Annotated in this window: 22 protein-coding genes and 1 pseudogene; 7 read left to right on the top strand and 16 right to left on the bottom strand. The window is 61.3% G+C overall.

Translation table 11 applies throughout. From position 1 onward, the window contains the following. Positions 1-147: 147 nt before the first annotated feature. From betA to betI, 3 genes are all read right to left on the bottom strand, one after another. Positions 148-1,851, bottom strand: coding sequence for a choline dehydrogenase (betA, locus tag AC1RMX_RS00735; RefSeq protein WP_493065713.1), 1,704 nt, complete (start codon positions 1,849-1,851; stop codon positions 148-150). A gap of 115 nt (positions 1,852-1,966) precedes the next feature. Next, the gene (gene betB, locus AC1RMX_RS00730) at positions 1,967-3,439 is read right to left on the bottom strand and encodes a betaine-aldehyde dehydrogenase (RefSeq protein WP_096817745.1); all 1,473 of its coding nucleotides are present in this window, start codon (positions 3,437-3,439) and stop codon (positions 1,967-1,969) included. A gap of 88 nt (positions 3,440-3,527) precedes the next feature. Further along, complete coding sequence (betI, locus tag AC1RMX_RS00725; RefSeq protein ID WP_085731629.1) at positions 3,528-4,121, bottom strand: transcriptional regulator BetI; 594 nt, start codon at positions 4,119-4,121, stop codon at positions 3,528-3,530. Positions 4,122-4,546: 425 nt separating this feature from the next. Between betI and betT the strand changes: the two genes are divergently transcribed. Further along, positions 4,547-6,544, top strand: coding sequence for a choline BCCT transporter BetT (gene betT / locus AC1RMX_RS00720; RefSeq protein ID WP_096817746.1), 1,998 nt, complete (start codon positions 4,547-4,549; stop codon positions 6,542-6,544). An 88-nt stretch (positions 6,545-6,632) separates the two neighbouring features. Here the strand turns inward: betT and choV are convergent, their stop codons facing one another. From choV to AC1RMX_RS00705, 3 genes are all read right to left on the bottom strand, one after another. Further along, positions 6,633-7,811, bottom strand: a complete 1,179-nt coding sequence (gene choV, locus AC1RMX_RS00715) for a choline ABC transporter ATP-binding protein (protein ID WP_096817748.1) — start codon at positions 7,809-7,811, stop codon at positions 6,633-6,635. Beyond that, a complete protein-coding gene (gene choW, locus AC1RMX_RS00710; protein ID WP_085709139.1) occupies positions 7,808-8,653 on the bottom strand; it encodes a choline ABC transporter permease subunit in 846 nt (281 codons plus the stop codon). Before choW ends, choV begins: the two co-directional genes overlap by 4 nt. 66 nt (positions 8,654-8,719) lie before the next feature. Further along, a complete protein-coding gene (locus tag AC1RMX_RS00705; protein WP_493070066.1) occupies positions 8,720-9,667 on the bottom strand; it encodes a choline ABC transporter substrate-binding protein in 948 nt (315 codons plus the stop codon). A 433-nt stretch (positions 9,668-10,100) separates the two neighbouring features. Between AC1RMX_RS00705 and AC1RMX_RS00700 the strand changes: the two genes are divergently transcribed. Next, positions 10,101-11,477 carry an L-serine ammonia-lyase gene (locus AC1RMX_RS00700; RefSeq protein WP_493070064.1) on the top strand — a complete coding sequence of 459 codons (1,377 nt, stop codon included), beginning with the start codon at positions 10,101-10,103 and terminating at the stop codon, positions 11,475-11,477. Positions 11,478-11,923: 446 nt separating this feature from the next. Then, on the top strand, positions 11,924-13,027 hold the full coding sequence (gene gbdR / locus AC1RMX_RS00695; RefSeq protein ID WP_065260190.1) for a choline metabolism transcriptional regulator GbdR: 1,104 nt from the start codon (positions 11,924-11,926) through the stop codon (positions 13,025-13,027). On the opposite strand, the gene aac(6') is transcribed toward gbdR, so the two are convergent. The 7 genes from aac(6') to AC1RMX_RS00660 form a co-directional block, all read right to left on the bottom strand. Next, on the bottom strand, positions 13,028-13,474 hold the full coding sequence (gene aac(6') / locus AC1RMX_RS00690; protein ID WP_096817754.1) for an aminoglycoside 6'-N-acetyltransferase: 447 nt from the start codon (positions 13,472-13,474) through the stop codon (positions 13,028-13,030). A 55-nt stretch (positions 13,475-13,529) separates the two neighbouring features. After that, entirely contained in the window at positions 13,530-13,790 is a 261-nt protein-coding gene (locus tag AC1RMX_RS00685) for a hypothetical protein (RefSeq protein ID WP_096817966.1), read from the bottom strand. 273 nt (positions 13,791-14,063) lie between these two features. After that, positions 14,064-15,227 (bottom strand): gamma-butyrobetaine dioxygenase, encoded by a 1,164-nt coding sequence (locus AC1RMX_RS00680; RefSeq protein WP_096817756.1) that lies wholly within the window; start codon positions 15,225-15,227, stop codon positions 14,064-14,066. A gap of 24 nt (positions 15,228-15,251) precedes the next feature. Further along, entirely contained in the window at positions 15,252-15,728 is a 477-nt protein-coding gene (locus AC1RMX_RS00675; RefSeq protein ID WP_085709143.1) for a thioesterase family protein, read from the bottom strand. A 57-nt stretch (positions 15,729-15,785) separates the two neighbouring features. After that, positions 15,786-16,751 carry an L-carnitine dehydrogenase gene (locus tag AC1RMX_RS00670; protein WP_007959763.1) on the bottom strand — a complete coding sequence of 322 codons (966 nt, stop codon included), beginning with the start codon at positions 16,749-16,751 and terminating at the stop codon, positions 15,786-15,788. Positions 16,752-16,821: 70 nt separating this feature from the next. After that, complete coding sequence (gene cdhC, locus AC1RMX_RS00665; protein ID WP_011336296.1) at positions 16,822-17,709, bottom strand: 3-dehydrocarnitine:acetyl-CoA trimethylamine transferase CdhC; 888 nt, start codon at positions 17,707-17,709, stop codon at positions 16,822-16,824. A gap of 75 nt (positions 17,710-17,784) precedes the next feature. Continuing rightward, positions 17,785-18,729, bottom strand: a complete 945-nt coding sequence (locus AC1RMX_RS00660; RefSeq protein WP_096817760.1) for a choline ABC transporter substrate-binding protein — start codon at positions 18,727-18,729, stop codon at positions 17,785-17,787. Between the two features lie 192 nt (positions 18,730-18,921). Between AC1RMX_RS00660 and AC1RMX_RS00655 the strand changes: the two genes are divergently transcribed. Beyond that, a complete protein-coding gene (locus AC1RMX_RS00655; protein ID WP_085688589.1) occupies positions 18,922-19,866 on the top strand; it encodes a GlxA family transcriptional regulator in 945 nt (314 codons plus the stop codon). A 1-nt stretch (position 19,867) separates the two neighbouring features. Here the strand turns inward: AC1RMX_RS00655 and AC1RMX_RS00650 are convergent, their stop codons facing one another. The 3 genes and pseudogenes from AC1RMX_RS00650 to AC1RMX_RS00640 form a co-directional block, all read right to left on the bottom strand. Then, positions 19,868-20,284, bottom strand: coding sequence for a DUF3010 family protein (locus tag AC1RMX_RS00650; protein WP_493070061.1), 417 nt, complete (start codon positions 20,282-20,284; stop codon positions 19,868-19,870). A gap of 32 nt (positions 20,285-20,316) precedes the next feature. Then, a pseudogene (locus tag AC1RMX_RS00645) lies at positions 20,317-20,535 on the bottom strand (helix-turn-helix domain-containing protein); the annotation flags it as partial. 16 nt (positions 20,536-20,551) lie between these two features. Further along, on the bottom strand, positions 20,552-20,953 hold the full coding sequence (locus AC1RMX_RS00640) for a lysozyme inhibitor LprI family protein (RefSeq protein ID WP_493070059.1): 402 nt from the start codon (positions 20,951-20,953) through the stop codon (positions 20,552-20,554). Between the two features lie 234 nt (positions 20,954-21,187). Here AC1RMX_RS00640 and AC1RMX_RS00635 point away from each other — a divergent pair, with 234 nt between their 5' ends. The 3 genes from AC1RMX_RS00635 (at position 21,188) to dgcA (ending at position 24,847) form a co-directional block, all read left to right on the top strand. Continuing rightward, positions 21,188-22,165, top strand: a complete 978-nt coding sequence (locus AC1RMX_RS00635) for a dipeptidase (protein ID WP_007959776.1) — start codon at positions 21,188-21,190, stop codon at positions 22,163-22,165. Positions 22,166-22,240: 75 nt separating this feature from the next. Continuing rightward, positions 22,241-22,771: a DUF5943 domain-containing protein gene (locus tag AC1RMX_RS00630; RefSeq protein ID WP_007959778.1), complete on the top strand. Its 531-nt coding sequence runs from the start codon at positions 22,241-22,243 to the stop codon at positions 22,769-22,771. A gap of 15 nt (positions 22,772-22,786) precedes the next feature. Further along, a complete protein-coding gene (gene dgcA / locus AC1RMX_RS00625) occupies positions 22,787-24,847 on the top strand; it encodes a dimethylglycine demethylation protein DgcA (protein ID WP_007959780.1) in 2,061 nt (686 codons plus the stop codon). Positions 24,848-24,915 lie beyond the last annotated feature (68 nt).

Below are 24,915 nucleotides of genomic sequence, written 5' to 3'. Positions count from 1 at the left end.
GGGAGGGGTGAAACGATTGCGCGAGGACTAGAGTAGGCCTGCGTGGGGGTAGGATCAAGTGAAGAGGGGGTGTAGGAGGATTTACTGCTTTGAGTCGGCTGATCGTTCCCACATTGCATGGGAACGATCACCGCCCGGTATTACGACTTACTGAGCAACAGCACTCACATCACGCAGTGCCTTGCCTTTCACCGGCGCATCGCCGGCGACGTAGTACGGCGCCTTGCTGCGTGGCAGTGGCTGACGGCCACGGATCTTGTCGGCGATTTTCTCGGCCATCATGATCGTCGGCGCGTTCAGGTTGCCGGTGGTGATGATCGGCATGATCGAGGCATCGACCACACGCAGACCCTGCATGCCATGCACGCGGCCCTGGCCGTCCACGACCGCCATCTCGTCGGTGCCCATCTTGCACGAGCAGGACGGGTGGAACGCGGTTTCGGCGTGCTCGCGGATGAACTTGTCCAGCTGCTCATCGGTTTGCACTTCGATGCCCGGGCTGATTTCGCGGCCACGGAAAGCGTCCAGTGCAGGCTGTTGCATGATTTCACGGGTCAGGCGGATGCCGTCGCGGAATTCCTGCCAGTCTTGTTCGGTGGCCATGTAGTTGAACAGGATGCTCGGGTGCTGGCGCGGATCCTTGGATTTGACCTGGATGCGACCACGGCTCGGCGAACGCATGGAACCCATGTGCGCCTGGAAACCGTGCTCTTGCACACCGTTGCTGCCGTTGTAGTTAATCGCCACCGGCAGGAAGTGGTACTGGATGTTCGGCCATTCGAACTCTTCGCGAGTACGGATGAAACCGCCGGCTTCGAACTGGTTGCTGGCGCCGATGCCGGTGCCGTTGAACAGCCACTCGGCACCGATGGCCGGCTGGTTGTACCAGAGCAGCGACGGGTACAGCGAGACCGGTTGGGTGCAGGCGAATTGCAGGTACAGCTCGAGGTGATCCTGCAGGTTTTCGCCGACGCCCGGCAGATCGTGAACGACCGGGATGTCGAGGCTTTCCAGCAGTTTCGCCGGGCCGACGCCGGAGCGTTGCAGCAGTTGCGGCGAAGCGATCGCGCCGGAGCAGACGATGACTTCCTTGCGCGCGCGGGCTTCAACGCGCTCTTCGGCAGCGCCGACCAGGTAACGCACGCCAACGGCACGCTTGCCGTCGAACAAGACTTTGTCGGTCAGGGCGTGAGTGACGATGGTCAGGGTCGAACGCTTCTTGGCCACGTCCAGGTAACCACGGGCGGTGGAAGCACGACGGCCTTTCGGCGTCACGGTGCGGTCCATCGGGCCGAAGCCTTCCTGCTGGTAGCCGTTCAAGTCTTCGGTGCGCGGGTAACCGGCTTGTACGCCAGCTTCAACCATGGCGTGGAACAGCGGGTTGTTGCCCGCCTTCGGCGTGGTCACGCTGACCGGACCTTCGCCACCGTGGTAGTCGTTCGGGCCGATGTCGCGGGTTTCCGCTTTGCGGAAGTACGGCAGGCAGTCGAGGTAGGTCCAGTCTTCCAGGCCTGGCAGTTTCGCCCAGCCGTCGTAGTCCATCGCGTTGCCGCGGATGTAGCACATGCCGTTGATCAGCGAGGAACCGCCGAGGCCCTTGCCGCGACCGCATTCCATCCGGCGACCGTCCATGTACGGTTCCGGATCGGTTTCGTACGCCCAGTTGTAGCGACGGCCTTGCAGCGGGAAGGCCAGTGCGGCCGGCATCTGCGTGCGGAAGTCCATGCGGTAGTCCGGGCCGCCCGCTTCGAGTAGCAGGACGGTGACGCCTTCGTCTTCAGTCAGACGGGTCGCCAGGGTGTTACCGGCAGAACCGGCACCCACGATGATGTAATCGAATTCTTGGGACATTGAATGCACCCTCTTTGAAAGTTGGTCAGGTCAGACAGCCAGCGCTTCCCGTGTGGGAGCGGCGAGCAGACATGCCCGCGAAGGCGGCTTCGCGGGCAGCGCACGATGGCGGGTCTTAGAACACCGAGACGTAATCGCCCAGCTCGACCTGTACCGATTTGATGCGAGTGAAGTTGTTCAGCGAGCTGATGCCGTTCTCACGGCCAACGCCCGACTGCTTGTAACCGCCGACCGGCATTTTCGCGTCGGACTCGCCCCAGGCGTTGATCCAGCAGATACCGGCTTCCAGTTGATGAATCACGCGGTGGGCGCGGTTCAGGTCGCGGGTGACGATACCGGCGGCCAGGCCGAAATCGGTGTCGTTGGCGCGGCGGATCACTTCTTCTTCGGTTTCGTAGGTCAGGATCGCCATTACCGGGCCGAAGATTTCTTCACGGACGATGGTCATGTCGTCGGTGCAGTCGGTGAACACGGTCGGTGCCACGAACGCGCCTTTGGCGAATTCGCCGTCGGTCAGACGGTCGCCGCCGCACAGAACGCGAGCGCCTTCTTCTTTACCCTTGGCGATGTAGCCCAGCACGTTTTCCATGTGAGCGAAGCTGACCAGCGGGCCGAAGTTGGTGTTTTCGTCTTCCGGGTTGCCAACGCGGATGCGGGCAACGCGCTCGACGATCTTGGCTTCGAAAGCGGCTTTCAGGTGGCTCGGCACGAACACGCGAGTGCCGTTGGTGCAGACCTGACCGGAGCTGTAGAAGTTGGCCATCATGGCGGTGTCGGCGGCGCGATCCAGGTCGGCGTCGTCGCAGATGATCAGCGGGGACTTGCCGCCCAGCTCCATGGTCACGTCTTTGAGCGACGAAGCCGAAGCGCTGGCCATGACCTTCTTGCCGGTGTCGGTGCCGCCGGTGAAGGAGATTTTCTCGATGCGCGGGTGCTCGGTCAGCCAGGTGCCGACTTCACGGCCGCTGCCGGTCAGGACGTTGAACACGCCGTTCGGAACGCCGGCTTCGGTGTAGATCTCGGCCAGTTTCAGGGTGGTCAGCGAGGTGACTTCGCTTGGCTTGAAGATCATCGCGTTACCGGCCGCCAGGGCTGGAGCGGATTTCCACAGGGCGATCTGGATCGGGTAGTTCCACGCGCCGATACCGGCAACCACGCCCAGCGGCTCGCGACGGGTGTAGACGAATGCGGTGTCACGCAGCGGGATCTGCTCGCCTTCGATGGCGGGTACCAGGCCTGCGTAGTATTCCAGCACGTCGGCGCCGGTAACGATGTCGACGTATTTGGTTTCGGAGAACGCTTTACCGGTGTCCAGGGTTTCCAGAGCAGCCAGTTCATCGTTGCGCTCGCGCAGGATGTCGACGGCGCGACGCAGGATGCGCGAACGCTCCATGGCGGTCATCGCGGCCCAGATTTTCTGGCCCTTTTCGGCGCTGACGACTGCGCGCTCGACGTCTTCCTTGGTCGCACGTTGCACTTGTGCGAGGACTTCACCGTTAGCCGGGTTGATGGCTTCGAAGGTGGCATCGCTGCCGGCGTCGGAGTACGCGCCATCGATGTAGAGTTTTTGCAGTTCGAAACGGGCCATAGTGTCCTCGCAAGTGCATAAGTGGTTGGCGTTGACCACCGCGATCAGGCTGCGGTGGCGTTCAGGGGCCGAGCGTTTTCTCTGTGCTCTAGCTCACCTTCTTGGCCAATTGGAAATCCATGTATTCGTAAGCGATCTGTTGCGCCTGCGCGGTGTCGAAAGCGTCTCCCGACAGCGCGCCGCGCAACCACAAGCCGTCAATCAGAGCTGCCAGTCCACGGGCGGCGCTGCGCGCATCTTCGAGCGGCAACACACGGCGGAACTCGCAGCACAGGTTGGAATACAGACGGTGATCGTTGATCCGCTGCAACCTGTGCAAAGACGGCTGGTGCATGCTGGTGGCCCAGAAGGCCAGCCAGGTTTTCATTGCCGGGCCATTGACCTGGCTGGCGTCGAAGTTGCCTTCGATGATCACCTGCAGATGCGCCCGGGGGCTGCTGTCTGCCAGCGCCTGACGGCGCGCGGTGACGTTCTCGCTGAGGACGCTCATCAGATACCGCATCGTGGCGGCAATCAGGCCGTTCTTGTCCTGAAAATAGTGACTGATGATGCCATTCGAGACACCGGCCAAACGGGCGATCAGCGCAATGCTGGCGTCCCCCATTCCGACCTGATCGACGGCCTGCAAAGTGGCTTCGATCAGTTGTTGGCGGCGGATGGGTTGCATACCGACCTTGGGCATCTTGCACATCTCCTTAGGCCTTCCAACGGGCGATAAACGCCGATCGGATTGAGGGCCAGTCTATTTTGTTTTGATTGAACGTTCAATCAACAAAGAATAAGATCTGCGACAAATCGTCGCTGCCTACAGATTTTTCCTACGTGTAAGTGGCGATAAACCGACATCCGAAAATGCTCGAAACCTGCGCGGGGCAAGGCGCGGTTCGACGTTCGATGGACGTGTTGAATGGGCAAGACGCTCGAGGCCAGGTTTCGGATGAACGTCCAGACCTCGGCCACGACGGCGATTCGCGGTGCCATCTCTGCAGGTTCGGGCTTTTTTCGGGGTGTCTTTATATCACCCGCCGGTCGGCTGCCAACTAACCGATTGGTCGGGTTCCGTGTTGCCTTGTGTTCTTCTCTCGCACTGCCTGGAGCATTTGTGCCATGAGTTCTGCCTCGCTTATAAAGACCCCGCCCGAGAAGGTGACGGTCAACGGTTGGGTGTTCTACACCTCGACCGCGTTGATTCTGTTGTTGACCGCCATTCTGATCATCGCCCCGCAAGAGGCCGGCAGAATGCTGGGAGTGGCTCAGGCCTGGTTGTCCCGCAGCTTCGGCTGGTACTACATGGTGGTGATCGCCGCTTACCTGGTGTTTGTGGTGGGCCTGGCGTTCTCTTCCTACGGCAAACTCAAACTGGGTAGCAAGGACGACACCCCGGATTTCAGCTATGGCGCCTGGGCGGGGATGCTGTTCTCGTCGGGTATCGGTATTTCGCTGCTGTACTTCGGCGCCTCCGAGCCGCTGGATCACTACTTCAACCCACCGGAAGGTGCGTCCGCTACCAACCTGGCGGCGCGTCAGGCTGTTCAGCTGACTTTCCTGCACTGGGGCCTGCACGGCTGGGCGATCTACGCACTGGTCGGTCTGGCTGTTGCCTATTTCGCTTACCGTCATAACCAGCCGCTGGCACTGCGTTCGGCGCTGTACCCGCTGGTGGGCGAGCGTTGGGTCAAGGGCGCTGCCGGCCATGCGGTAGACGGCTTCGGCATGTTCGTGACCCTGCTGGGTCTGGTGACCAACCTGGGGATCGGCTCGCTGCAAGTATCTTCGGGCCTGGAAAACCTGTTCGGCATGGAGCACAGCAACACCAACCTGCTGATCGTGATCATCGTGATGAGCACCGTGGCGACCATCGCTGCCGTGTCCGGCGTGGAAAACGGCATCCGTCGTCTGTCCAACCTCAACATCATTCTGTTCAGCGGCCTGCTGATTTTCGTGCTGCTGTTCGGCCCGACCCTGCACCTGCTCAACGGCTTCGTGCAGAACATCGGTGACTACCTCAACGGCGTGGTGCTGAAGACTTTCGACCTGTACGTCTATGAAGGCGACAGTGCCAAGTCCGACCGCTGGCTGGGCCTGTGGACTCTGTTCTACTGGGCATGGTGGATTTCCTGGGCCCCATTCGTCGGCATGTTCATCGCGCGGATTTCCCGTGGTCGTACCGTGCGTGAACTGGTGGCCGGCGTGCTGCTGATTCCGCTGGGCTTCACCCTGGCGTGGCTGTCGATCTTCGGTAACTCGGCACTGGACCTGGTGATGAACCACGGTGCGGTGGAGCTTGGCAAGACGGCGCTGGAACAGCCGTCGATGGCGATCTATCAGTTGCTTGAACATTACCCGGCGTCGAAAGTCGTCATCGGTGTGTCGATCTTTGTAGGTTTCGTACTGTTCCTGACCCCGGCCGACTCTGGCGCGGTAATGATGGCCAACCTTTCCTGCAAGGGCGGCACCGTCGACGAAGACGCACCGCACTGGTTGCGGATCTTCTGGTCGGTCGTGATCACCCTGGTGACCATCGGCCTGCTGTTCGCCGGTAACTTCGAAGCCATGCAGACCATGGTGGTGCTGGCCGGTCTGCCGTTCTCGGTGGTGCTGGTGTTCTTCATGTTCGGCTTGCACAAGGCCATGCGCCAGGACGTGCAGATCGAACAGGAGCAAGCGCAACTGGCTGAGCGCGGTCGTCGTGGTTTCAGCGAGCGCCTGACTCAACTGGACCTGCAACCGAGCCAGTCGGTGGTGCAACGTTTCATGGACAAACACGTTACTCCGGCGCTGGACGATGCGGCTGCACAGCTGCGTACCCAAGGCCTGGAAGTGCAAACGCTGCTGGGTAAATCCAAGCGTTGCATGGGCGTGCGCGTCGAGATGGAAGAGGGCAACCCTTTTGTCTACGAAGTGAGCCTGGACGGCTATCTGGCGACCCCGACCGAATCGGCCCAGTCCGATGAAGCGCGCCAGCGTTACTACCGCGCCGAGGTGTACCTGCACAACGGCAGCCAGGATTACGACCTGATGGGCTTCACGCAGGATCAGATCACTCGCGATGTGCTCGATCAGTTTGAAAGCCATCGGCAGCTCCTTGGCCGGGTGTACAGCTAATAGCGATTGTTCATTCCCACGTCCTGCGTGGGAATGATGAAAACAAAAACGCCGCGATCCTCTCGCGGCGTTTTTGCATCTGTGCGCTTTACCCCAGGTTCTTGCCGAGCAGCGCGTGATACAGCTCGCTGTCCCCAAGAATCCCCACCACATGGTTGTTGTCGTGCAGCACCAGCTTGTTGCCGGTCTGGTAACGAATCTGCAACGCGTCACGCATGCCGATGTTCGAGTCCACCAGTGTCGGGCGACGATCAAGACCTTCCACCGCTTGTCCCGGTACCCAGTTCTGCAGGTCGAGTACCGAACCGTTCTTGCGTGCACCCTTGATGGTGTTGCCTTCAGCCAGATCCAGCCACGAATCGCCGCCCGGATCGAGGCACACCGAACCGTTGATGCGTTTGCAGTTGTCCAGCGTGCGCATCAGGCTGCGACCGCAGAGCACGTTCAGCGGATTGGTGTGGGCAACGAAGGTGCGCACGTAATCGTCCGCAGGATTGAGCACGATCTCTTCCGGCACGCTGTACTGGATGATCCGGCCGTCTTTCATGATCGCGATGCGGCTGCCGAGTTTCAGCGCCTCGTCGAGGTCGTGGCTCACGAACACGATGGTCTTGCTCAGCTTGCGTTGCAGTTCCAGCAATTCATCCTGCAGACCCTGACGGATCAGCGGGTCGAGGGCCGAGAACGGTTCGTCCATCAGCAGAATGTCTGCGTCCATCGCTAGCGCGCGGGCCAGGCCTACACGCTGCTGCATGCCGCCGGACAGCTCGTTGGGTTTCTTGTTGCGCCACTGGGTCAGGCCGACCAGCTCAAGCTTGTCGTCCACCAGTTTGCGGCGTTCTTTCTCGGGACGGCCCTGCATTTCCAGACCGAAGCTGATGTTCTCGCGCACGGTCAACCAAGGCATCAGGGCGAACTTCTGGAACACCATCGCAATGCGCTTGGTGCGCATCATTTTCAGTTCGGCCGGGGTGCACGAGGCGATGTCGATCTGCTTGCCTTCGTGCTCGACGAACAGCTTGCCGCGGCTCACGGTGTTGAGGCCGTTGATGCAGCGCAGCAGGCTGGATTTGCCGGAGCCGGACAGGCCCATCAGCACGCAGATTTCACCTTTCTCGATATCCAGGCTGGCTTTTTCAACGCCGACAATCTGCCCGGTCTTTTTCAGGATCTCGTTACGGGTCATGCCCTGATCCAGCAGCTTGAGCGCCTCGCGTGGATCCTTGGCGAAGATAACGTCAACGTTATCGAAGCGAATAATGCTCATGCGTCACCCCCTACTTTTGCGTCGGGTTGTTTGCAGATACGGTCGAGCATGATCGCCAGCAGTACGATCGCCAGGCCCGCTTCGAAGCCCAGGGCGATATCAGCAGTGTTCAGTGCGTTGACCACCGGTTTGCCGAGTCCGTCGGCGCCCACCAGTGCCGCGATCACCACCATCGACAACGACAGCATGATGCACTGGGTGATGCCGGCCGCGATGCTTGGCATGGCGTGGGGCAGTTCGATCCGTGAAAGCAGTTGGCGACGCGAGCAGCCGAAGGCCTTGCCGGCGTCCATCAGTTCTTCCGGGACATCGCGGATGCCCAGGTAGGTCAGGCGGATCGGCGCAGCGATGGCGAACACCACCGTGGAGATCAGGCCCGGAACCACGCCCAGCCCGAAGAGGGTCAGGGTAGGAATGAGGTAAACGAAGGTCGGTACGGTCTGCATCAGATCGAGCACCGGCCTCATTAAAGTGTAGAACATCGGTTTGTGCGCGGCGACGATGCCCAGCGGCACGCCGATGACCACGCAGACCAGGGTCGCGAACATGACCTGGGCGAGGGTTTCCATGGTTTCCTGCCAGTACCCCAGATTGAGGATCAGCAGAAAGGAGGCGATCACGAACGCGGTGAGGCCCCATTTGCGTTGAATGAAATGCGCGAGCAGAGCGATGAGGCCGATCAACACCAGCGGGTTGAACCAGGTCAGCGCAAACGTCACGCCGTGGATCATCGTTTCCAGGGTCACGGCGATTGCGTCGAAAGTGCTGGCGCCGTGTTGCGTCAACCATTCAACGAAGCCCGCGATGTACTGGCCTAAAGGGATTTTCTGATCAATCAGCATGGTAGTGAACGTCCGCATGCAAGGAAATAAACAGCCCGGACGGCCGGAGCCGTCCGGCATAAGCGATTACTGTGCGAGCTTGGCTTTCACGGCCTCCAGGCCAGGTTTACCGTCAATGGTGGTCACGCCAGCGAGCCAGGTATCGAGCACCTGTGGATTCTTTTTCAGCCAGGCCTTGGCGGCCGCGTCAGGCTTCATCTTGTCGTCCAGGATGTTGCCCATCAGGGTGCTTTCCATGTCGACGGTGAACTCCAGATTCTTCAGCAACTGACCGACGTTGCTGCATTCTTCGACGTAGCCCTTGCGGGTGTTGGTCGCGACGGTGGCCGCGCCGAAATCCGGGCCGAAGAAGTCGTCGCCGCCGGTCAGGTATTGAATCTTGAAGCGCTTGTTCATCGGGTGCGGCGCCCAGCCGAGGAAAACCACGGCGGTGTCGCGTTTCTGCGCGCGGTCGACCTGCGAGAGCATGCCCGCTTCGGACGATTCGACGACTTTGAAACCCGCGGCTTTCAGGCCGAAGGCATCCTTGTCGATCATGCTCTGGATCAGACGGTTGCCGTCGTTGCCCGGCTCGATGCCATAGATCTTGCCGTCGAGTTCTTTCTTGAATTTGGCGATGTCGGCGAAGTCATGCAGGCCCTTGTCGTACAGCGCCTGCGGTACGGCGAGGGTGTATTTGGCGCCCTTGAGGTTGGTGCGCACGACTTCCACGGTGCCGGCATCACGGTAGGCCTTGATGTCGTTTTCCATGGTCGGCATCCAGTTGCCGAGGAACACGTCCATGTTCTTGCCGTCGGCCAGCGACTTGTAGGTCACGGGCACGGAGATCATGGTGGTCTTGGTCTTGTAGCCGAGGGCGTCGAGCACCACGCTGGTGGTCGCGGTTGTTGCGGTGATGTCGGTCCAGCCGACATCGGAGAAGTTAACGGTACTGCACTGCGCCGGTTCTGCGGCTTGAGCCAGTAACGGCAGACTCAGCATGGCGGCCAACAACAACGACGGGGAACCTTTCATGGATGGACTCCTTGGTGTTTTTTTTGGCAGTGTTCCGACTGGACCACCGCACTTATAGGTTGCGGTTGGATGGCGTTCTGGAGACAGCTCTACCACGGCGCCTTGCAATCGAGTCGATACGATCATGTACCAGTGAAAATCTGACGCCTACAGGGTGCGTCGTATCCAGTACAGGGATGGTCGCATCCAGTGTCGGTGACGTCGTTTACAGCTTTTTTCAGCCCCGTTTGGCCATCTGAACCGCATAAAAACGGCGAAAACACGGGCGAAAACCGGCACGGCGTTAGTGGGCATGAGTGCGTCGGTGTCAGACGCCGAGCGACCCGGGAAAAGCCTGATGATGCGGGCATTCCGGCGGATCGCAGCTTGAGCGTAGCAGCTCCGCCAGCGGGCGCTTCACGCCCCGGACGGCACTCTCAGGAGCTCTGCATCAATGGCTATCAGCGTTTTCGACCTGTTCAAAATCGGCATCGGCCCGTCCAGCTCTCACACCGTCGGGCCAATGCGCGCCGCGGCGCTGTTCGTCGAGTCTCTGCGCGACAAATTCCTGCTGGAGCAAGTGCGGCGGATCGAGGTGCAGCTGTTCGGTTCGCTGTCGGCCACCGGTGTCGGTCACGGCAGCGACAACGCCGTGATCATGGGACTGATGGGCGAGTGGCCGGACGCGATCGATCCGTCGCAGATCGGCCCACGAATCCAGGCCCTGCGCGAAACTCACACCCTTTTACTGGATGGTCGTTTGTCGGTGCCCTTTATATGGGCCCGCGACATGCGCCTGATCGACGAAAACCTGCCGTTCCACCCCAACGCCATGACCCTGGTTGCCGAAGGCGATCTCGGCGAGATTCATCGCGACACCTACTATTCGGTCGGCGGCGGTTTCGTGGTCGATGAGGCGCAGGCGTCCAGCGGTGTGGTGGATCTGGATCGCACCGAATTGCCTTATGACTTCTCCAGCGCCGTCGAACTGCTGGAGTTGTGCAAGAAGAACAACCTGCGTGTCGCCGAACTGATGATGGCCAACGAGAAAGTCTGGCGCAGTGAAGAGGAAATCCGCGCCGGGCTGATGAAGCTCTGGCGGGCGATGCAGGATTGCGTCGAGCAGGGCCTCAAGCACGAAGGCATCCTGCCCGGCGGCCTGAACGTGCGGCGGCGTGCGGCCAAGTTGCACCGCAGCCTTCAGGAATTGAACAAGCCCAATGTGATCGGCTCGACCCTCAGCGCGATGGAGTGGGTCAACCTGTTCGCCCTGGCGGTGAACGAAGAGAACGCTGCCGGCGGGCGCATGGTCACGGCACCGACCAACGGCGCGGCCGGGATCATTCCGGCGGTGCTGCACTACTTCATGAAATTCAGCGAGGCGGTGACCGACGCCAACGTGGTCGACTATTTCCTCGGGGCGGCGGCGGTGGGGATTCTGTGCAAGAAGAACGCCTCGATCTCCGGCGCGGAAGTTGGCTGTCAGGGTGAGGTCGGTTCGGCCTGCGCAATGGCGGCGGCAGGGCTGGCGGAAATCCTCGGCGCAAGCCCGGAGCAATTGTGCAACGCGGCGGAAATCGGCCTGGAGCACAACCTCGGCCTGACCTGCGACCCGGTGGGCGGTCTTGTCCAGGTGCCGTGCATTGAGCGCAACGCGATTGCGGCGGTGAAAGCAATCAACGCGGCACAGATGGCCCTGCGCGGCGATGGTCAGCACTTTATTTCGCTGGACCGGGTGATCCGAACCATGCGCGATACCGGTGCCGACATGCATGACAAATATAAAGAGACTTCGCGGGGTGGCTTGGCGGTCAGCGCGGTTGAATGCTGATTCCTCCGATAACACCAGACCAGTCAAAACTGCGCACCAAGCGAGCATCGGCAATAAAACGCGCCACCTTTTGGCGCGTCGCAATCAGATAAGAGTCTTTCCCACCTCCAGCGCGTGATTGATGCTGGCGACCGTCCGTCACCCGTGCCTGCGGTGACACTGTCCGACAATCGCGCCCGGCCCTGTTCCCACAAGTGCTACCGATTTGCTCACGCGCTTCGGGGCAGGGCTTTCACCGCCGCTGATGGCACTTCGAACTACCTTTCGTCGGACGGCTTGTATAGACGCGTCGCGACGTCGTTTTCAGGAGTTATTGAACGCACATTCAATTTCAGGCATGGCAATTGCTCTGTCATAACAAAGCCCCGTCTCACGCAAGAGAACGATGGCAATAACAAGAGCCTCCGCCTGAGGCCATCACCCGCTTTGTGTGAGGAGATACCGCGATGACGTCGTTCAACTCCGGGGCTCAACCCCAGAACCGTGCGCCTCAATCCATCGGCTTTCTGCTGCTGGACAATTTCACGCTGATTTCCCTGGCTTCTGCAGTCGAACCGCTGCGCATGGCCAACCAACTGTCCGGTCGCGAGCTGTATCGCTGGACCACCCTCACCGTCGACGGTGGCCAGGTCTGGGCCAGTGACGGTCTGCAGATCACTCCCGACGCCTCCATGCACAAAGCCCCGGCCCTCGACACCATCATCGTGTGCGGCGGGATCGGCATTCAACGCACTGTTACTCGTGAACACGTCTCGTGGCTGCAAAGCCAGGCGCGCCAGTCCCGTCGCCTCGGTGCCGTGTGCACCGGCAGTTGGGCCCTGGCCTGCGCCGGCCTGCTCGACGGCTTCGATTGCAGCGTGCACTGGGAATGTCTGGCGGCGATGCAGGAAGCTTTCCCGCGCGTTGCGATGAGCACCCGTCTGTTCACCCTCGACCGCAACCGTTTCACCAGCTCCGGCGGCACCGCGCCGCTGGACATGATGCTGCACCTGATCAGCCGCGATCACGGCCGTGAACTGTCCGCCGCGATCTCCGAGATGTTCGTCTACGAGCGCATCCGTAACGAGCAGGATCACCAGCGCGTGCCGCTCAAGCACATGCTCGGCACCAACCAGCCGAAACTGCAGGAAATCGTCGCGCTGATGGAAGCCAACCTGGAAGAGCCGATCGACCTCGATGAACTGGCGGTGTACGTCGCCGTGTCCCGTCGCCAGCTCGAGCGCCTGTTCCAGAAATACCTGCACTGCTCGCCGTCGCGCTACTACCTCAAGCTGCGCCTGATCCGTGCCCGGCAATTGCTCAAGCAGACGCCGATGTCGATCATCGAAGTGGCGTCGGTCTGCGGTTTCGTGTCGACGCCGCACTTCTCCAAGTGCTACCGCGAATACTTCGGCATTCCGCCGCGTGACGAGCGCGTCGGTTCCAACACCACCCAGCAGGTGGCGATGCTGCCGCTGCCGCAGGCCATTGTGATGTCGCCGCTGTCCGGGCCGATGTCGGCGCTGAGCCAGGCGCGCAACGAATCGACCTTTGCCAGCGTGCGCCTCTGATCAGAGCGCGCGTTTGAAGTACACGACGCGCTCGGTTTCCTCGAAGCCGAGCGCCTTGTGTGTCGCTTGACTGGTCAGGTTGTCGACACCGGTATCGGAAGCCATTTCCACGCAGCCGTTTTCCCGTCCCCACTGCGCAACGTGCTCGATCAACCGGGCGGCAACGCCATGGCGGCGCTGCTCCGGTATCACGTAGATACCTTCCAGATACACCACCGGCGAGCTGTCGGTACCGTTGACGTAATCGGTGCGCAGTGAGGCTTCGGCGAGGCCGACGGGATGGTGCTGCGTGTCGTAGGCGACGAAGTTGATATAGCGCTGCGGCGCTTTCAGTTGCTGCTCGATTTCATCGCGATGTTCGTGTTCCGAAGCATCGGGCCAGAGGGCCTGGCGCAGGGGCAGCCAGCCCGATTGCTCGCTGGACTGGCAGTTTTGGATAAGGAACATCGGCGTTCGCTCGTGGTGGTCATCAAGGCCACCACTCTAGCAAACGCCCGGGATGTCAGGCGCGGGTCTGCTGGTACTGCGCCAGGGCCGGCAGCAACTGCTTGTCGATGGCCTCACGCACGGTCGGCTGAATACTCGCGCTGCTGGTGTACATCTGCTTGACCATGGTGCGCAACGTATTGGCCCGCACATCGTCCAGGCCCCGCACGGCGCACTCACAGGCCTGCTGCGCAGACGAGCCCGACGGTACTTCGAATCCCAACGACTTGAGTTGGCCCAACAGGTCTTCCTGATCGATCAAATCGGCATACATCATGACGCGAATCCTTCTTCGGCAACGGAGGTCGTGGCTCGATTCTGGTAGGCCTGCCCAGGCACGGCAAGGGCGATTTGTCGCAGTGTCCACATTGGCTATGAGCATGTCGTTTTCGGCTAACTTGCCGTATCGGGGAGTGGGCACACTGAACCCAGCTCGCTTCACGAAGGTTTGGTCACCCTCGGCACGGCAGCTCCTCAACAGTACCCTCGCCCCGATCCTGTCACGGCTTGCATCGGGGCTTTTTTTGCCTGCGAATAACGATGACGCGGTCTAGCGCTGCAACACCAGAATCCGTGACAACAACTCATCCCGATCGATGTAGCAGCCCTGAAAGTGCCGGGCTCCGGTGGTCGGGTCGAAGGCGTTGCGCGCATGCAGGGTGCGGCGGTTGTCGAAGCACCACAACTCGCCCGGATTGAGCCGCTGCATCAGCCGGAAGCGTGGCTCGCGGGTCATGGCGATGAAGCGTCGATACGCGCGATACAGCAGGGGCATTTGCTCGACTGAGGTGTCGAACGCGCCGCGCAGAAAGTTGGCCATCCGGATTTCCGCAACCCGGCCCAAGGCATCCAGGGCGATGATCGGGGCGAGGCAGCGATAGTCGCTGTGGCGGTCCTTGTTGCGAAATTCCACCGGGATCTCGCACAGCGCCTTGAACGACGCGGGATCTTCCTGACGCAAGGCTTCGGCAATCGCAAAACCGTCGACAAAAATACTCTCGCCACCCTCGGCGTCGTTCACCAGGCAATGCAGAAATTGCAGCCCCGGTTGCAGCTCGCGAGTCGGCAGGTCGGTGTGCAACGGCAGGTTGAAAGCGGTGTAGGCATTGCTGTCGGCGTCGGCCTTGGATTGCACGTTGAACAGCACGCCGAAATTGCTCTCGCGGATGAACGAAATGCGCTGGGCGATCAGCTTCAGCGAACCGGGTTCGGTGGGCACGCCGCGCACCTGGGTCAGACCGATGTCGCGCACGGCCAGCAACCATTGCAGCAGCGCGGCGTTGTCGTTCATCAGGGCTGAATAGTCGAACACCGGCAACTGCAAGTCGCTGCGCCAGAGAAAGGCTTTCGGTTTGGCGGCCAGGCGTTCGGCGCGGGACTCGTCGTCATAGGCGTGGGCCCGCAGCCAGCCGGCATCGAAGCGGCTGAGGTGGCCGTCCTGCCAGTCGATGCGCAGGCAGCCATCGGTGTCGATGTGCGCGGCGGCGGGTGATAGATCCTGCGCCGCATCGACGATCTCGAACACCTGCTCGCGGGTAACGCTGTAGACGCACTGCGGACACGGGCAGTTGTCCCGTAGCCACACATGGTGGAACGGGCTGACGCGCCCGTCGGCCCATTCGATCAGGACGCGATCCGCCAGGTTCTGCACGCCGTTCAGCGCGCTGATCAACGGATAAGTACGGAAATCGGCAACTGCGGCGGCGGTTTGCATGGCGGCTCCTTGCGTTGGATGGATTTACCGGGCTGGCGGCAATGCGATGACCCGGCCGATGTAAGCCGGGGCGGGCAGGTCGGCCTGCTCGGCGACGATGGCTTGCAGGCGGCTCAGGGTGTCCGGGGTAAACGGAGCCGAACGCGGCCCGGCGAGGTCGACGTGCAGCAGCATCTGTTCGTTGCCGGCCAGTTCCTTGTCACCGCCGGCCAGGTGCAGGCTGTGATAGAGGTGCAGGCGTTTCTGGTCGTGACCGATGATCTGTGTGCGCACTTCGACCTCGGCATCGAGCTTCACTTCGTGCAGATAGTTGAGGTGCAGTTCGAGGGTGAACAATGAGTTACCGCTGGCCTCGCGGTTGTTGCTGTCCATACCGAGGCGGTCCATCAGGGCGTCGGTGGCGTAGCTGAAGATCAGCAGATAGAAGGCGTCGCGCAGGTGGCCGTTGTAATCGACCCAGTCGGGGATGATTCTGGTTTGGTAGGTGGTGAGGGTGGGCATACTGATCTCCAGGCACGTTCGTACCCACGCTTTGCGTGGGTACGATCAATCAACACATCACTCGCTGAAACTCATCCCGTGCTTCTCTTTGGTGGTCTTCACCGCCTCAAGCACCGCCAGCAGGCAATCATCACGATAGCGCTCCAGCGCCGAAATACTGTGTCGCCCCAGTTGATCGCTGGTGCCATCCACCACGTCGTCGATCAACTTGTCCGTCAGCTCCGGCGCCGGCAGGTACGTCCACGGCAACTGCAACGCCGGGCCGAACTGCGACATGAAGTGACGCATGCCGGCATCGCCACCGGCCAGGGTGTAGGTCAAAAACGTACCCATGAACGACCAGCGCAGACCGGCACCAAAGCGGATCGCATCATCGATTTCACCGGTGGTCGCCACACCGTCGTTGACCAGGTGCAGCGCCTCGCGCCACAGCGCTTCGAGCAGGCGGTCGGCGATGAACCCCGGCACTTCCTTGCGCACATGCAGCGGGCGCATGCCGAGGGATTCGTAGACTTTCATCGCCGCTTGAACCGCTTCCGGCGCGGTGTTCTTGCCGCCGACCACTTCAACCAGCGGCAGCAGGTAAACCGGGTTAAACGGGTGACCGACCACGCAACGTTCCGGGTGGGTCGAACTCTCGTAGAACTCGCTCGGCAACAGGCCCGAGGTGCTGGAGCCGATCAGGGCATTGGGCTTGGCCGCCGCGCTGATCTTGCTGTGCAGTTCCAGTTTCAGTTCGAGGCGTTCCGGGGCGCTTTCCTGGATGAAATCCGCATCGCGTACGCATTCTTCAATGGTCGCCACAAAGCGCAGGCGGTCCTGCGAGGCGCCCGGCGCCAGACCGTTTTTCTCCAGCGCGCCCCAGGCATTGGCCACGCGTTTGCGCAGCGCCGCTTCGGCACCCGGCGCCGGGTCCCAGGCCACCACGTCGAGGCCATGGGCGAGGGCGCGGGCGACCCAGCCGCTGCCGATGACGCCGCTGCCCAGTGCTGCGAAGGTTTTGATTTCGGTGATAAAGCTCATGGTCACTTCCTGGAATGAGGCAAAAAAACGGTGGGCGCCAATGGCCCGCCCACCGGGGGAAAGGGTGGCTTCAGCCGCGCTGGGTCAGGCCCATTTTCTTGCGACCTTCCGCCGGGGTCAGTACGCGGGCGCCGAGACGGCTGAGGATTTCGCTGGCGCGTTCGACCAGTTGGCCGTTGGTCGCGAGCACGCCTTTGTCCAGCCACAGGTTGTCTTCCAGACCGACCCGCACGTTGCCGCCGAGCAGCACCGCTTGCGCCGCCATCGGCATTTGCATCCGGCCGATGCCGAAGCCGGCCCACACCGCGTCGGCGGGCAGGTTGTCGACCATGGCTTTCATGGTGGTGGTGTCGGCCGGCGCCCCCCACGGGATGCCCAGGCACAGCTGGAACAGCGGGTTGTCGAGCAGGCCTTCCTTGATCATCTGTTTGGCGAACCACAGGTGACCGGTGTCGAAAATCTCAAGCTCCGCCTTCACGCCCAGCTCGGTGATGCGCTTGGCGCCGGCGCGCAGTTGCGCCGGGGTGGAGACGTAAATGGTGTCGCCGTCGCCGAAGTTCAGGGTGCCGCAATCCAGGGTGCAGATTTCCGGCAGCAGCTCCTCGACGTGGGCCAGACGGGTCAGCGGGCCGACCAGATCGGTGTTCGGGCCGAACTCCATCGGGTTCTCGCCCGGGCCGATTTCCAGGTCGCCGCCCATGCCGGCGGTGAGGTTGACGATGATGTCGACGTCGGCTTCGCGGATGCGCTCCATGACTTCGCGGTACAGCGCCACGTCACGGCTGAACTTGCCGGTCTGCGGGTCGCGGACATGGCAATGCACGACGGTGGCACCGGCCTTGGCCGCTTCCACAGCGGCTGCGGCGATCTGTTTCGGAGTGACCGGCACGTGAGGGCTCTTGGCGGTCGTGTCGCCAGCACCGGTGAGTGCGCAGGTGATGATGACGTCGTGGTTCATGGTGCGTTTTCCTTCAGGCGTGATGGGTCTGTTCGCAGCCCGTGGCGGGCTGCGAAGTGGTTCGTTCGTTGCGGTTTATTTACTGGTGAGCTGGAGGTTTTCAGCCGCCGGTTTGCCATCGAAAGTGGTCACGCCTTCGAGCCAGCGCTGTTTGTCCTGCGGGTGATCCTTGAGCCATTGTTTGGCCGATTCGAAAGCGTCCTTGTGATCGAGCAGCGGCTGCATCATCCGGCTCTCGTCTTCGGCGGTGAACGTCAGATTGCTCAGCAGGCGACCGACGTTCGGGCATTGTTCGGCGTATTTCGGCGCGGTGACGGTCCACACGGTGGCCATGCCTTCGTTCGGGCCGAGGGCGTCGTCGCTGCCGGTCAGATAAGTCATCTTCACATTGACGTTCATCGGGTGCGGCGCCCAGCCGAAGAACACCACGGCTTCCTTGCGGCGCACGGCGCGATCGACGGCGGCGAGCATGCCGGCCTCGCTCGATTCCACGAGCTGGAATTTGCCGAGGCCGAACTGGTTCTTGGCGATCATCGCCTTGATCTGGGTGTTGGCGCCCGAGCCTGGCTCGATGCCGTAGATCTTGCCGCCCAGTTCTTTCTCGAACTTGGCGATATCGGCGAAGGTTTTCAGACCCTTGTCCGCCAGATAGGTCGGTACGGCGAGGGTGGCGCGGGCATCCTTGAGGCTCGGGGCCTGGAGGACTTTGACCTGATTGGCATCGACGAACGGGGTGATGGTCTGGGTCATCAACGGGTTCCAGTAGCCGAGGAACAGGTCCAGACGCTGGTCGCGGATCCCGGCGAAGATGATTTGCTGGGAGGCGCTGGTTTGTTTGGTGCTGTAGCCGAGGCCGTCGAGCAGAACCTGGGTCATGGCGCTGGTGGCGATCACGTCGGTCCAGTTCACGACGCCCATGCGCACGTTCTGGCACGCGGCAGGTTCGGCCGCCATGACACTGGCGCTTAAAAACGCGGTACCGCTGAGTGCGAGAACACAGCTGCTGATCAGTCGTTTCATGTCGGGTTCCTCGGCAGGTCGTTATTGTGGGTCCCGGCATCTGTCGTGCCGGTGATGCCAAATTACGCAGCAATGCACCGATGAAAACGCACTGCGGCGACCAGCTCTTGCACTGCAGCGACCTGTGCTCTTGAATGCCGACGACAACTGGCGTATCAACGTTGCACGCTACCCGCTGACCGAGTGCGCGCCATGTCCCAGGATTTCTACTTTCTGTTGATGCCGGGTTTTTCCGCCATCGGTTTCATCTCTGCGATCGAACCGCTGCGGGTGGCCAACCGCTTTCGCGGCGAGCTGTACCGCTGGCACGTCTTGAGCGCCGATGGCGGGGCGGTGCTGGCGAGCAACGGGATGTCGGTCAACGCCGATGCGGCATTGGAACCGCTGAAGAAAGGTGCGACGCTGTTGGTGGTCGCCGGCTTCGAACCACTGAAGTTCGCTACCCCGGCGTTGGAACACTGGCTGCGACGCCTGGACAACGAAGGCGTGACCCTCGGCGCCATCGACACTGGCAGCTTCGTCCTCGCCGAGGCCGGCCTGCTCGATGGCCATCGCCTGACCCTGCACTGGGAGGCCATCGATGCCTTCAAGGAATCTTATCCACAGCTCAGCGTCACCCAGGAGCTGTTCGAGATCGACCGTCGGCGCATCACGTCTGCCGGCGGCACCGCTTCCATCGACCTGATGCTCGACCTGATCGCCCAGGCCCACGGCCCGCAACTGGCGATCCAGGTCAGCGAGCAGTTTGTATTGGGAAGGATTCGTCCGCGCAAGGACCACCAGCGCATGGAAGTCGCCACGCGCTATGGCATCAGCAACAAGAAACTGGTGCATGTGATCGGCGAGATGGAGCAGCACAGCGAACCGCCGCTGACCACCCTGGAACTGGCGGAATCGATCAAGGTGACGCGGCGGCAACTGGAGCGGTTGTTCCGCCTGCACCTGAACGACACGCCGAGCAATTTCTATCTGCGCTTGCGACTGGAGAAAGCCCGGCAGCTGTTGCGCCAGACCGACATGAGCGTGCTGGAAGTCAGCATCGCCTGCGGGTTTGAATCACCGTCGTATTTCACCCGCAGCTACCGGGCGAAATTTGCCCGGTGTCCGCGGGAGGATCGGCGTACCGCTCAGGCTTGAGTTACTTTTTCAGCAAGGCGGAGCAGGCCGCCTTGTAAGCCTCATGCTGATACTTGTTCAGCGTCCCCGGCAGTTCAACGTTGTGCTTCTTGACCTGGGCATTGATCGTCTGCGGCGACAGCAGCGTCACCTCACAACCGTCCAGCAACTGAAACACGCCCTCGATCTTGAACGTGGTCGGCCCACCGGCAAACTCACCCTTCTTGCTGCGCTTCTTGATCGCGATGCGATCAATGGCGTTTTCCCGCACGAACGACGCTACCTGCGCAGCGAACATTTTGACGTTGGCCGCCTCGTCGTCATCGTCCAGCGCGATTTTCTTGGTGCTCAGAGCAACATGGCTCAACGCCGAACCGTCGAGGGAGGCCACAGCGATGATCGCTTCACTGCCTTTGATTTCGATACCGCAGATGTTCATGTGAATCCCTTGATTGGCTGGAGAGGTGCAGCTTACAGCTCAAGCTGGTTGGCGGTGATGCCAAACGCCGCTGCAATCTTCTCGCGAGTGGCCTTGCGCGGCTTTGCAACGGTTTCCTGCTGGGCGAAGGCTGGCTGCGAAATGCTCATGCGTTTCGCCACTTCTTCCTGAGTCAGGTTGAGATGTTCGCGCCAGGCCCGAACCGGCAAGGCGCCATCAACGATGCGGCTAACGACTTCATGGGGAATCATGCTTTCCATCTTCGACTCACTCCTGACCTATCGACTCCAAAAACTCCGACCGCTCGTCACTCATCCGCGCCACGCAATCATTCTGCGCAATCTTGAACGCCTTGCTGCCGTCCGTCGCCGGGAAGGCTTCTACGGCGCAATCGGCGTCGCGGGTTTTCAGCCATTGTTGCTGGGCGGTCTTGAGTTTGACGGTGATGTCGGTCAGTTGCGCAGGGTTCTTGCCGTAGGTCGATTGCATGCGCTCGTTCAGGCTTTTGAAGTTGTCCTGGAGCAGGTCTTCGGCGGTGGTGCGGCTGTAGGTCGAGCATTCCAGGGTCTGGACGTCGTTTTCCACCGCGTCGCACGGGTTGTTGTCGGACTCTTCGGCGGCGTGTACGCCGGTCGCAATCAGTGCCAAAGCCAGGAAGATCGATTTCATTGATGTCGCCGCTCTAATCCAGTGGTGTTTCCGAGATGCGGCAGATTCTGGCTCAAGCTTGCGGGCTTGAACAGGTGGCTGGTCGGACCGGTTGGCGACCCTTTGTCGCGGATTGACGCTTTCGGCAATTCCCCTGTCGTTTTTGCACCCGGCTGGTCGCGCACCGAGGCATATGCTGGCCCCAAAGCGCCGGCAGACGATTCGGCGCATGAATCGCCAATAAGGGGACGCCTGATGAGCCCAGCCGAATTACACGCCGACAGCATCGTTATCGACGGTCTGATTATTGCCAAATGGAACCGCGAGCTGTTCGAAGACATGCGCAAGGGCGGTCTGACGGCGGCCAACTGCACCGTGTCGGTGTGGGAGGGCTTTCAGGCCACGGTCAACAACATCGCTGCCAGCCAGAAACTGATTCGCGAAAACAGCGATCTGGTGATCCCCGTCCGCACCACCGCCGACATCCGCAAGGCCAAGGAGCAGGGCAAGACCGGCATCCTCTTCGGCTTCCAGAACGCCCATGCGTTCGAAGACCAGATCGGCTATGTCGAGGTGTTCAAGCAGCTCGGCGTCGGCATCGTGCAGATGTGCTACAACACCCAGAACCTGGTGGGCACCGGTTGCTACGAGCGTGACGGCGGCCTGTCGGGCTTCGGTCGCGAAATCGTCGCCGAGATGAACCGCGTCGGCGTCATGTGCGACCTGTCCCACGTCGGCTCCAAGACCTCCGAGGAAGTCATCCTCGAATCGAAAAAACCGGTCTGCTATTCCCACTGCCTGCCGTCGGGGCTCAAGGAGCACCCGCGCAACAAGTCTGACGAAGAGCTGAAGTTCATCGCCGACCACGGCGGTTTTGTCGGCGTGACCATGTTCGCGCCGTTCCTGGCCAAGGGCATCGATTCGACCATCGACGACTACGCCGAAGCGATCGAATACACCATGAACATCGTGGGCGAAGACGCCATCGGCATTGGCACCGACTTCACCCAGGGTCACGGTCAGGACTTCTTCGAATACCTGACCCACGACAAGGGCTACGCCCGCCGTCTGACCAACTTCGGCAAGATCATCAACCCGCTGGGCATCCGCACCGTCGGCGAGTTCCCGAACCTGACCGAAACCCTGCTCAAACGCGGCCATTCCGAGCGCGTCGTACGCAAGATCATGGGCGAGAACTGGGTCAACGTCCTCAAGGACGTCTGGGGCGAGTAAGCCGCTTCTCTGAATACTTTCCCCCGGCCGTCCGCGCCGGGGGCAACACCCAAATTTTTCTGGAGTTAAGTTTCCATGGCCAAGATCGCCCCGCAATTGCCAATCGAAGTCGACAGCGAGACCGGTGTCTGGACCTCCGACGCCCTGCCGATGCTGTACGTGCCGCGCCACTTCTTCGTCAACAATCACATGGGCATCGAGGAAGTGCTGGGCGCCGACGCCTACGCCGAAATCCTCTACAAGGCCGGCTACAAATCCGCCTGGCACTGGTGTGAAAAAGAAGCCGAATGCCACGGTCTGGAAGGCGTCGCGGTGTTCGAGCACTACATGAAGCGTCTGTCGCAGCGCGGCTGGGGCCTGTTCAAGATCCAGGACATCGACCTCGATAAAGGCACCTGCAGCGTCAAGCTCGAACACTCAGCGTTCGTCTACGTCTACGGCAAGGTCGGACGCAAGGTCGACTACATGTTCACCGGCTGGTTTGCCGGCGCGATGGATCAGATCCTCGCCGCTCGTGGCAGCAAGATCCGCACCGTGGCCGAGCAAGTCTACGGTGGCTCCGAAGAAGGCCACGACGACGGCCTGTTCACCGTCAAGCCGTTGTAAGTCGAGGAACCCGCCATGGCTTTCGAAGCAATGTTCCAGCCGATCCAGATCGGCAAACTGACCATCCGCAACCGCGTGCTCAGCACCGCGCACGCCGAGGTCTACGCGACCGACGGCGGCATGACCACCGAACGGTACGTCAAGTATTACGAAGAGAAAGCCAAGGGCGGCATCGGCCTGGCGATCTGTGGCGGTTCGTCCGTGGTGGCGATCGACAGCCCGCAGCAATGGTGGAGCTCGGTGAACCTGTCCACCGACCGGATCATCCCGCACTTCCAGAACCTCGCCGACGCCATGCACAAGCATGGCGCCAAGATCATGATCCAGATTACCCACATGGGCCGTCGCTCCCGTTGGGACGGTTTCCACTGGCCGACCCTGATGTCGCCGTCGGGCATCCGTGAACCGGTGCACCGCGCCACCTGCAAGACCATCGAGCCGGAAGAAATCTGGCGGGTGATCGGCAACTACGCGCAAGCTGCTCGCCGCGCCAAGGCCGGTGGTCTGGACGGCGTCGAACTGTCGGCGGTGCACCAGCACATGATCGACCAGTTCTGGAGCCCTCGCGTCAACAAGCGTACCGACGAATGGGGCGGCACTTTCGAAGGCCGGATGAAGTTCGGTCTGGAAGTTCTGAAAGCCGTACGTGCCGAAGTCGGTGACGATTTCTGCGTCGGCATGCGTATCTGCGGTGACGAGTTCCACCCGGACGGTCTGTCCCACGAAGACATGAAGCAGATCGCCAAGTATTACGACGACACCGGAATGCTCGATTTCATCGGCGTCGTCGGCTCGGGTTGCGACACCCACAACACCCTGGCCAACGTGATTCCGAACATGAGCTATCCGCCGGAGCCGTTCCTGCACCTGGCGGCCGGGATCAAGGAAGTGGTCAAGGTTCCGGTGCTGCACGCGCAGAACATCAAGGACCCGAACCAGGCCACGCGGATTCTCGAGGGCGGTTACGTCGACATGGTCGGCATGACTCGCGCCCACATCGCCGACCCGCACCTGATCGCCAAGATCAAGATGGGCCAGATCGACCAGATCAAACAGTGTGTTGGCGCCAACTACTGCATCGACCGCCAGTACCAAGGTCTGGACGTGCTGTGTATCCAGAACGCCGCGACCTCCCGTGAATACATGGGCGTGCCGCACATCATCGAGAAATCCACCGGGCCGAAACGCAAGGTGGTAATCGTCGGTGCCGGCCCGGCGGGGATGGAAGCTGCTCGCGTGGCAGCCGAACGTGGCCACGACGTGACCCTGTTCGAGAAGAAGGAATTCATCGGCGGGCAGATCACCACGGCGTCGAAAGCGCCGCAGCGTGACCAGATCGCCGGCATCACCCGCTGGTTCCAGCTGGAACTGGCGCGGCTGAAAGTCGACCTGCGTCTGGGCACTGCCGCCGATGCCGACACCATCATGGACCTGCGTCCGGACATCGTGGTGCTGGCCGTCGGCGGGCATCCGTACCTGGAGCAGAACGAGCACTGGGGCGCCGCCGAAGGGCTGGTGGTCAGCAGCTGGGACGTGCTCGACGGCAAGGTCGCGCCGGGCAAGAACGTGCTGGTCTACGACACCATTTGCGAGTTCACCGGGATGTCGGTCGCCGACTTCCTCGCTGACAAGGGCAGTCAGGTCGAGATCGTCACCGACGACATCAAACCGGGCGTGGCCATCGGCGGTACGTCGTTCCCGACCTACTACCGCAGCATGTACCCGAAAGAAGTGATCATGACCGGCGACATGATGCTGGAGAAGGTCTACCGCGAAGGCGACAAGCTGGTCGCGGTGCTGGAGAACGAATACACCGGCGCCAAAGAGGAGCGGGTGGTGGATCAGGTGGTCGTCGAGAACGGCGTGCGCCCGGATGAAGAAATCTACTACGCCCTCAAGGACGGCTCGCGCAACAAGGGCCAGATCGATGTCGAGGCGCTGTTCGCGATCCAGCCGCAACCTTCGTTGAGCAGCAATGGCGACGGTTACCTGCTGTTCCGCATCGGTGACTGCGTGGCGCAGCGTAATACCCACGCTGCGATCTATGACGCCCTGCGGTTGTGCAAAGACTTCTAAAGGCTTGCACATGACCCTGTGGGAGCGGGCTTGCCCGCGAATGCATGCTGTCAGTCATCTCTGTACCG

The organism is Pseudomonas sp. GW822-FHT03F04, from assembly GCF_058801405.1.
The sequence above is the reverse complement of the archived record's forward strand: the minus strand, read 5'-3'. Positions and strand labels throughout refer to the sequence as shown.

What these genes read in the sequence shown, in the direction of transcription:
- betA (WP_493065713.1), bottom strand. Translation starts at nt 1,851, where the DNA reads ATGTCCCAAGAATTCGATTACATCATCGTGGGTGCCGGTTCTGCCGGT.
- betB (WP_096817745.1), bottom strand. Translation starts at nt 3,439, where the DNA reads ATGGCCCGTTTCGAACTGCAAAAACTCTACATCGATGGCGCGTACTCC.
- betI (WP_085731629.1), bottom strand. Translation starts at nt 4,121, where the DNA reads ATGCCCAAGGTCGGTATGCAACCCATCCGCCGCCAACAACTGATCGAA.
- betT (WP_096817746.1), top strand. Translation starts at nt 4,547, where the DNA reads ATGAGTTCTGCCTCGCTTATAAAGACCCCGCCCGAGAAGGTGACGGTC.
- choV (WP_096817748.1), bottom strand. Translation starts at nt 7,811, where the DNA reads ATGAGCATTATTCGCTTCGATAACGTTGACGTTATCTTCGCCAAGGAT.
- choW (WP_085709139.1), bottom strand. Translation starts at nt 8,653, where the DNA reads ATGCTGATTGATCAGAAAATCCCTTTAGGCCAGTACATCGCGGGCTTC.
- AC1RMX_RS00705 (WP_493070066.1), bottom strand. Translation starts at nt 9,667, where the DNA reads ATGAAAGGTTCCCCGTCGTTGTTGTTGGCCGCCATGCTGAGTCTGCCG.
- AC1RMX_RS00700 (WP_493070064.1), top strand. Translation starts at nt 10,101, where the DNA reads ATGGCTATCAGCGTTTTCGACCTGTTCAAAATCGGCATCGGCCCGTCC.
- gbdR (WP_065260190.1), top strand. Translation starts at nt 11,924, where the DNA reads ATGACGTCGTTCAACTCCGGGGCTCAACCCCAGAACCGTGCGCCTCAA.
- AC1RMX_RS00685 (WP_096817966.1), bottom strand. Translation starts at nt 13,790, where the DNA reads ATGATGTATGCCGATTTGATCGATCAGGAAGACCTGTTGGGCCAACTC.
- AC1RMX_RS00680 (WP_096817756.1), bottom strand. Translation starts at nt 15,227, where the DNA reads ATGCAAACCGCCGCCGCAGTTGCCGATTTCCGTACTTATCCGTTGATC.
- AC1RMX_RS00675 (WP_085709143.1), bottom strand. Translation starts at nt 15,728, where the DNA reads ATGCCCACCCTCACCACCTACCAAACCAGAATCATCCCCGACTGGGTC.
- AC1RMX_RS00670 (WP_007959763.1), bottom strand. Translation starts at nt 16,751, where the DNA reads ATGAGCTTTATCACCGAAATCAAAACCTTCGCAGCACTGGGCAGCGGC.
- cdhC (WP_011336296.1), bottom strand. Translation starts at nt 17,709, where the DNA reads ATGAACCACGACGTCATCATCACCTGCGCACTCACCGGTGCTGGCGAC.
- AC1RMX_RS00660 (WP_096817760.1), bottom strand. Translation starts at nt 18,729, where the DNA reads ATGAAACGACTGATCAGCAGCTGTGTTCTCGCACTCAGCGGTACCGCG.
- AC1RMX_RS00655 (WP_085688589.1), top strand. Translation starts at nt 18,922, where the DNA reads ATGTCCCAGGATTTCTACTTTCTGTTGATGCCGGGTTTTTCCGCCATC.
- AC1RMX_RS00650 (WP_493070061.1), bottom strand. Translation starts at nt 20,284, where the DNA reads ATGAACATCTGCGGTATCGAAATCAAAGGCAGTGAAGCGATCATCGCT.
- AC1RMX_RS00640 (WP_493070059.1), bottom strand. Translation starts at nt 20,953, where the DNA reads ATGAAATCGATCTTCCTGGCTTTGGCACTGATTGCGACCGGCGTACAC.
- AC1RMX_RS00635 (WP_007959776.1), top strand. Translation starts at nt 21,188, where the DNA reads ATGAGCCCAGCCGAATTACACGCCGACAGCATCGTTATCGACGGTCTG.
- AC1RMX_RS00630 (WP_007959778.1), top strand. Translation starts at nt 22,241, where the DNA reads ATGGCCAAGATCGCCCCGCAATTGCCAATCGAAGTCGACAGCGAGACC.
- dgcA (WP_007959780.1), top strand. Translation starts at nt 22,787, where the DNA reads ATGGCTTTCGAAGCAATGTTCCAGCCGATCCAGATCGGCAAACTGACC.